The sequence below is a fragment of the Nocardioides sp. genome, assembly GCF_036374615.1.
Lineage (GTDB): Bacteria > Actinomycetota > Actinomycetes > Propionibacteriales > Nocardioidaceae > Nocardioides.
Window position 1 is genome coordinate 1 of record NZ_DASUTK010000075.1, and the last position, 7,399, is coordinate 7,399.

The window sequence follows — 7,399 nt, forward strand, 5'->3', positions numbered from 1 at the left end:
CATCGCGGATCACGCCGCGGAACCGGTCGCCACCGAGCCCGCGCGGGACCGTCTGCGCCGTCGTCACCAGAAGCGCGCAGACCAGCGTCGCGCCGCTGGCCGCGACCAGGTCCTCCGTCTCGGGCCTCCCGCCGGCAAGAACCGCCAGCACCGTGATCGCCACCACCAGCCCGGGCACCACGATCAGAAGTGCCTCGGCACCGCGCTGCGCGACCAGCCATCGGTACGACGCGCCACGCGCCCGCATGACCTCGGTCCACGGCTCGCGCCTTGCCGCGAGCACCACGGCGGCCGCCAGCAGCACCCCGAGGGCGGCACCCGCGACGGACGTGATCGTCAGCATCGCGGCCGCGTTGCTGGTGTTCCGGGAGCCGGCGACGGCCATGGCGATCTCGCCGACACCGGTCTGCGCACCGGCACTCTCGGCGGCCAACACCGGCGGCCACGCCTGCAGCCGCAGCTGCCGGGCCTCGCCGATCAGCAGGTCCGTCTGGGCCGAGGTCGGGGTGCCGAGCGGGTCGAAGGTGAACACCACGTCGGGCTGACCGGTCCAGGGCGAGCGCAGCACGGTCTCCTCGTCGGCGACGAGGGCGGTGGTGCGGATCAGGTTCCCCTCGGGCTCGACGGAGATGGCGGGCCGCCGGGCGTTGGTGACGTCGTCGAGCGGGCTCGGGTGAGGGTCGGCCGCCCGATAGGTGCCGACCACACGGACCAGGGCCGGCCGCTCGGTGGGGGGCGCGTACCGCAGGGCGCTCTGCACGATCCAGGTGCCGACCGGCAGCTTCCCCTCGGCCGCCGCCTCCTCCTGGAGCATCACCTCGACGACCGTGGTCGTGCGCGGGCCGTCGTAGCCCGCCGCCACCTCCGGCGGGAGTCGCCGCTCAGTGTCCCCCGAGCGCGGCATCCGGCCCTCGACCACCTTCACCAGGTTCTCGACGTCGGGCATCGAGGCCACGGTCATGAACACCGGTGGGCCGGGCCGCCGTGGGGTCGCCACGGAGGCGAAGTCGGTCGACACAGCCGCATGCCGCGGCTCGGCGTACAGCGCGTCGAGCGCAGGTGACACCGCGGCCGCGACCTCGTCGGCTGCGTTGGGCGGCACCTCCCCGTTGGCGACGCTCGTGTAGTGGACCTGCAGTTGGGTCGCCGAGTACGTCGCCTCCGCGAACACCCGGCGGGTCAGCTCGTCGGACGTCTCTCGGAGCCACAGGCTGGTTCCGGCAGCAGCCAGGGTGATGCCCGCGCAGAGCAGTGACAGCAGCACCGCGAAGCCGCGGTCGGCCCGGGTCGAGCGGGGCAGCAGGGTCATCGGGCCCTCCCGATATCCTCGGCGACCAGCTCGCGGCCGTGGTCGAGCCGGCGGAGCGCGAGCATGGCCAGCATGGGTACGACGACCAGGACGACGAGCCCACCGAGCAGCAGCGGCCACGGCGCGACCAGCTCGGGTGCCGGAACCAGGAGCCGGCCGTCCGGACCGAGGGTCATCGACCGCAGCGTCACACCGGCGACCACGGCTCCCAGCGCGCCACCGGCCAGGGCACCGGCACCCGTGGTGATCAGGTACTCGATCCCCAGCACGCCGACCAGGTCACGCCGGGCGGCGCCGACCGCGACCAGCACCCGGTCCTGAGCGGCCCGCTCACGGCGCCGCAGCAGCACCACGGACAGCAGCAGCAGGCAGCCCACCAGCAGGCAACCGACGGCGGTCAGCACCAGCACCCGCGCGAGCGCGGCGCCTCCGGTGCTGGGGTCGTCGTCGAGCCGGCGCTCGACCTCGGCGCGGGTGACGACGCCCCGGGCCAGCTCGGGTCGCGCGAGGAGTGCCTCCGCGACCGATGCCTCACGACCCGGATCGGTGGAGAGCCACCACTCGTCAGGAGCTTCGACCGCGCCGCCCACCAGAAGCGCCGGCAGCACACTGCCGGCGTCGAGCAGCAGGCCGCCGCCGGCGCTCGTCCCGACGGTGCGGACATAGGGGACGGTGCCCACGATCCGCATCCGGGTCGGGAGACCGAGGACGGACAGCTCCACCGTGTCACCCGCGGTGAGCGAGGCGTCGCGCGCCAGGTCGCTGGTGAGGACCACCGGGACGGAGTCGGGCAGCTCGGGCGGGTCTCCGAACGTCAGCCAGGTCCCGCTGCCGGGGTTGGAGAGACGCGCCGCATCGGCCACCTGCTCGCCGTCGACCCGAGCCGTGGCTCGGATCCCGATGGACGGCTGGTCCCCCAGCGCGGCCTGGGCACCGAGGTGAAGGCCGGCCAGCCTGCTGTCGGCGGGGAGCCCGCCCCCAGCGTCGATGACGACCCGCTCGCCGTCGCCCTCGGCTGCGACGACGACCACGTCTCCGTCCGCGTCGACGAACATCGCCTCGAGCCGCCCGAGGTCGACATCGGGACTGGCGACGACGATCCGATCAGCTCCGTCGGGCAGCGGTACGCCGACCGTGGGGTCCGCCCAGGGCCGCGCGACCAGGTCCTCCCAGACCCCCGCCGCCACCGACGCGGACGGCAGCAGCTCCGCGGCCATGTCGCGGTCGAGGCTCGCCACCAGCGCGTCGGCGGGGAGGTCGTCGACGAACGTCCCGTTGCGTCGTACGGCGCGGACCGACTGCACGCCGGGAACGGCGGCCAGCTCCTGGACCTCCTGGAGGGAGTCGGTCCGGAGGACGTCCACCGGCGGGATCACGCGGACGTCGGCGCCGGCCTCGAAGTCGGCCCGTGCGTCACGCGCGGTCGCACTGCTGGCGAACTGGATCGCGGCGAACGACAGCGTGCCGGCGGCAAGGATGACGACCAGAGCCAGCGGCACCACCTGCCGCGTCGCGCGGGCGGCGAACCGGGTCCCGAGCGCTACCGAGACGCCCTGCCGCCCGAGCGTGCGTGCCACCGCTCTGAACACCGGCGGGAGAACCAGCACCGCCACGACGACTGCCAGGGCGAGGAGGAGAAGGGCGGGGGACGACACCACCATCGGGTCGACCGGCCCGGCGGTCGTCGTGGCGTCGCCGACCGTGTCGCCGAATCCCCGCAGCTGGGCCACGGCCAGCGCCCCGAGCACCGTCACGAACAGCACGCCCGCGACCAGCGCCGTCAGCGCTCGTCGACGCTGCCGCTCCACGCTCAGCTGTTGGCCACGGTCGCCCGACACGGCGCCGAGGACCACCGGGACGATCAGCGCGATCGCGCACACCCCGCCCGCGACGCCGCTGGCCACCCACGCCGCGGCCTCGAGCGGTGGTTTGACGTCGCCGATCCGGATCGCGAGGTTGGCGACCAGCGGTGCGGCAGCCGCGGCCACGCTGCACAGGACCAGGGTCTCCAGCACGGTCGGACCGACGAGCTGCCGGTAACCGCCGCCGCGTGAGCGCAGCAGCGCCTCGTCGTCCCGCCGGGAGTCCGCGAGCCCGCTGGCCACCAGGAACAACGAGGCGGCGCCGAGCAGCAGCAGCAGCGCAGCGGGCACGAGGAGCAGCGCCCGCAGCACCACCAGCTCGCGCGCCCGAGCCCCGAGGGTGGCCGGGATGTCCGTGTCCGACTGAACCGTGGTCGACAGCGTCTCGCCAGCGGCCGCTAGGTCGGCCTCGGCCGCCACCACCGCCCGGGCCAGGTCGGCGAGCTGGTCGGGTGCCAGGGCGTCCAGGTCCGGGACCGCGCGCCACCGCCCGGACGCGCTCGACCCGGCCAGGTCGGGGAACGTCTCCGGCGCCACGAGGAGGCTGTCGCCGCCGAGGTCGCCGAGCCAGCGCTCGGAGTCGGGGGCCGGTGCCCACGTCGAGACGACCACTGCCGCGACCGGCTCGGCACCGGACCGGCTGACGAGCTCGATCCGGTCCCCGACCGCCATGGCCGAGCTCACCGGCGCCGCCACCTCCACCGGCCCGGCGCCATGCGCAGGAGGTGCACCACCGGCGATGTCGAGCTCCGCGTCCGCCCCGGTGACCGCGGCGAACGTCCACAGCGGGCGTCCGGGCGCCGCGAGCTCGTAGGTGCCGGACTCGGTCACGTGCACGATGTCGCCGCCCGCGACCCCCGTGACCGGTGCCAGGGAGTCGGCGATGACCTGGTGCTGGCCGGCCGGGTCGTCGTCGTCGTACGGCGAGAAGGCGGCCACGGTGGTCCGCTCTGTCGGCTCGGTCTGCAGTGCCGTGCGCAGCGCCTCCTGCTGCAGAAGAGACAGGCTGGCGCCCAGGCCCGCGACCAGGGTGCACACGATGAGGACGTTCACCAGGACGGCGACGACCGGGGCCGGATGGGCGCGCGCACGCCGGAGCGCGAGCGTGCCCGTGGACGCGCCGGTCACCCGGCCGTTCCCGCTCGATGCATACGTCTCTCCGCTACCCCGGCAGCCTCAGTCGGCGGCCTCGAGCACCCGCATCCGGTCGGGGGTGAACCCGTGCCGCATGCCCCAGCTCACCGCCTGCGAGCGACGGGTGACACCGATCTTCCGGTAGGCGGTCCGGATGTAGGTCTTGACGGAGTTGATCGAGATGTAGGCGCGATCGGCGATCTCCTGGTTCGTGAGCCCCTGGGTGATCAGCGCGAGCACCTCCGCCTCACGCTGGGTCAGGCCGTGCTCCTTGCCCGGCCAGGCACCGCGGTCGAGCCCGCGCTCGTCGGTCGGGCGGAGCTCGGTGACGATCTCGCCCCGGTGCACGGCCTCGATCCCCTTGACGAGGTCGTCGGCAGCCAGCGCCTTCGAGAGGTAGCCCCGAGCGCCTCTCGCGATCGCGGCGTCGACCAGCCCCGGCTGGAGGTTCCAGCTGAAGATGACGACCTGGGCGCCACTCCCCCGCACGAGGGAGTCGAGGTCGATCCCGTCGCCCTGCACCTGCCCGAAGGTGTCGTAGAGGACGACGTCGACGTTGCTGATCACCTTGGCGTTGGCAGCGAGCTCCACCACGCGGACCCGGTCCGAGAACGGTGCCAGCAGTGCGGCGACGCCGGCGACGACGATCTCGTAGTCGTTGACGACCGCGATCCTGACAGGGGCCATGCCTGCAACCTACGACACGGTGCTGAGAGGGGCGACACACCCGGCAAATCCGGAGGAAACCGAGTCCGAAGGGATACAAAGTAAGCGGCCCCGCAATGTATGAGATTGCGGGGCCTGAATCGTGCCCTCTCAGGAGATCGCGTAGGCCTCGATCTCCGCGAGGATCGCTGCCTTGACCTCCGGGGGCGCGAATGACGCCGCGACAGCCGCTTGCGCGAGCCCCGCGACGCCGGTCTCGTCGAGGTCGAGCAGCTCGGCGGCCACCGCGTACTCGGTGTTGAGGTCGGTCCCGAACATCGGGGGGTCGTCGGAGTTGATCGTGACCGGCACGCCGGCCTCGACGAACGCCCGCAACGGGTGTGCCTCGAGGGACTCGACCGCGCGGGTGGCGAGATTGGACGTCGGGCACACCTCCAGCGGGATGCCGTGCCGCGCGAGGTGGGCGAGCAGCTCCGGGTCGGCCGCGGCGCTGGTCCCGTGACCGATCCGCTCGGCGCCGAGCAGCCGGACGGCGTCCCAGACGGTCTGCGGCCCGGTGGTCTCGCCGGCATGCGGCACGCTGTGGAGCCCTGCGGCGCGGGCAGCGTCGAAGTGCGGCTGGAACTGCGGCCGGGGAACGCCGATCTCCGGTCCTCCCAGGCCGAACCCGATCAGTGCCTCGGGGGGGTGCTGGAGGGCGTACTCCAGGGTCGCGTCGGCGGCGGGCAGCCCCGCCTCCCCCGGGATGTCGTAGATCCATCGGAGGACCAGCCCGAAGTCCCGCTCGGCAGCGACCCGCGCGTCCTCGATCGCCTCGGTGTACGCCTCGATCGGGATGCCTCGATCGTCGACGTGCGGCAGGACCGACGTGTACGGCGTGCAGGTGAGCTCGGCGTACCTCAGCTGCTGGCCCGCCATCTCGCGGGCGACCTCGTAGGTCAGCATCCGCACGTCTTCGGCGGTACGGATCAGGTCGACCACCGAGAGATAGATCTCGACGAAGTGCGCGAAGTCCCGGAACGCGAAGTACGCCCGCAGCTCCTCCGTGTCGGCCGGGACCACGCCCGGGTGCCGAGCCGCGAGCTCGGCCACGATCCGGGGCGAGGCCGAGCCCACCTGGTGCACGTGCAGCTCGGCCTTCGGCAGGCCTGCGATGAAGTCCGTGATGCTCACCGGCGTGAGTCTGTCAGCGCAGGTGCCCGTCGTACCAGCCGGCGAGGACTCGCCCTGGCTCAGCCGAGCAGCTCCAGGACCGCCTCGACGGTGGCGGCGGGGGTGTCGCCGGCGGGTTCCCCGTCGATCAGCACCGTGGGCGTCCCCGTCACGCCGTCTCGCGACATCCGGTCGGTCGAGTTGACGACGAACTGGTCGAACGCGCGGTCCTCGATCAGGGGCCGCACCTCCGACTCCGGGGCGCCGGCCTCGACCGCCCACGCCACCAGCTGCTCGTCCTCGGGCCCGGCCGTCCCCTCCTCGGGCTGGTTCTCGAACAGCGTTCTGTGGAGCGCGGCGAACGCCTCGGACCCGGCCGTGTCCTGCACCGCCATCAGCGCGTTCGCGGCGCGTGACGAGTACTCGTTGGCGGAGGCTCGGTCCAGGAAGGACACGATGCGGTACTCGACCCGGACGTCACCGGCGTCGATCGCCGACGAGAGCCGGTCGCCGACCGCGTCCTCGAAGTCGCGGCAGATCGGGCACTGTGGGTCCTCATAGATCGTCAGCGTGGTCGGCGCGTCGGGCGACCCGACCGGCACCGAGTAGCCGTCCACGCCGCGCGGCGCCTGCGCCGCGTCACCGGACGTGTCGCCGGCTCTGCCGGCGAGGAACGCGACGAGCAGCACCACCAGCGCGACACCCACCACCGCACCCGTGATGGCCAGGTTGCGGCGACGCTCGCGGGAGCGCTGATCGGCGATCACCGAGGTCGCGCGCTCGGAGCGACTTTGCGGGGCAGTCTTCTTCGACACTGGTTCTCCTTCAAGGTCTGTCAGGCGGTACGACGGAACAGCACGGAGTCGAGGGACCAACGGGTCCGGGGGCGAATGACCAGCCAGCCCGAGAGCACGAGCAGTCCGACGTCGCGTGCGATCTCCCACGGGTAGTCCTCGGCCGCATCCGCGTCGAACCCTCCACCTCCGAAGCAACCGCACTCGATCTGCAGCCCGCGCCCCCAGGCCGACGCGATCCCGATGATGAACGCGACGAAGAGCAGCGCGGACACGACGGCGGCAGCGCGCGTGAGCAGGCCCAGCAGCAGGGCCAGGCCGACGAGGATCTCCAGCGCGGGCAGCACGTACCCGACGGGCTGCACCAGGGCCTCGGGCAACAGGTCGTACGCACGGACGGCCCGCACGCTCCCGGCGGGGTCCGCAACCTTCAGAGCGCCCGCCACGATCCACACGCCCCCGGTCACCAACCGCGCCACGAG

General features: G+C 73.0%; 6 protein-coding genes. All 6 read right to left on the minus strand.

Annotated features, from left to right (window positions below):
- Positions 1–1,309, minus strand: a 1,309-nt coding sequence (locus VFZ39_RS06060) for a hypothetical protein (RefSeq protein ID WP_330864835.1), incomplete at its 3' end; no start/stop codon positions are given.
- Positions 1,306–4,299, minus strand: a complete 2,994-nt coding sequence (locus VFZ39_RS06065; protein ID WP_330864836.1) for an FtsX-like permease family protein — start codon at positions 4,297–4,299, stop codon at positions 1,306–1,308. The genes VFZ39_RS06060 and VFZ39_RS06065, both read right to left, overlap by 4 nt.
- Positions 4,300–4,347: 48 nt before the next feature.
- Positions 4,348–4,992 (minus strand): response regulator transcription factor, encoded by a 645-nt coding sequence (locus VFZ39_RS06070; protein ID WP_330864837.1) that lies wholly within the window; start codon positions 4,990–4,992, stop codon positions 4,348–4,350.
- A 129-nt stretch (positions 4,993–5,121) separates the two neighbouring features.
- Entirely contained in the window at positions 5,122–6,138 is a 1,017-nt protein-coding gene (locus VFZ39_RS06075) for an adenosine deaminase (protein ID WP_414690263.1), read from the minus strand.
- A 65-nt stretch (positions 6,139–6,203) separates the two neighbouring features.
- A complete protein-coding gene (locus VFZ39_RS06080) occupies positions 6,204–6,938 on the minus strand; it encodes a DsbA family protein (RefSeq protein ID WP_330864839.1) in 735 nt (244 codons plus the stop codon).
- A 20-nt stretch (positions 6,939–6,958) separates the two neighbouring features.
- A partial coding sequence (locus tag VFZ39_RS06085; protein WP_330864840.1) for a MauE/DoxX family redox-associated membrane protein occupies positions 6,959–7,399 on the minus strand: 441 nt, incomplete at its 5' end.

Coding starts and splice junctions, on each gene's coding strand:
- VFZ39_RS06070 (WP_330864837.1), bottom strand. CDS start 4,992: ATGGCCCCTGTCAGGATCGCGGTCGTCAACGACTACGAGATCGTCGTC.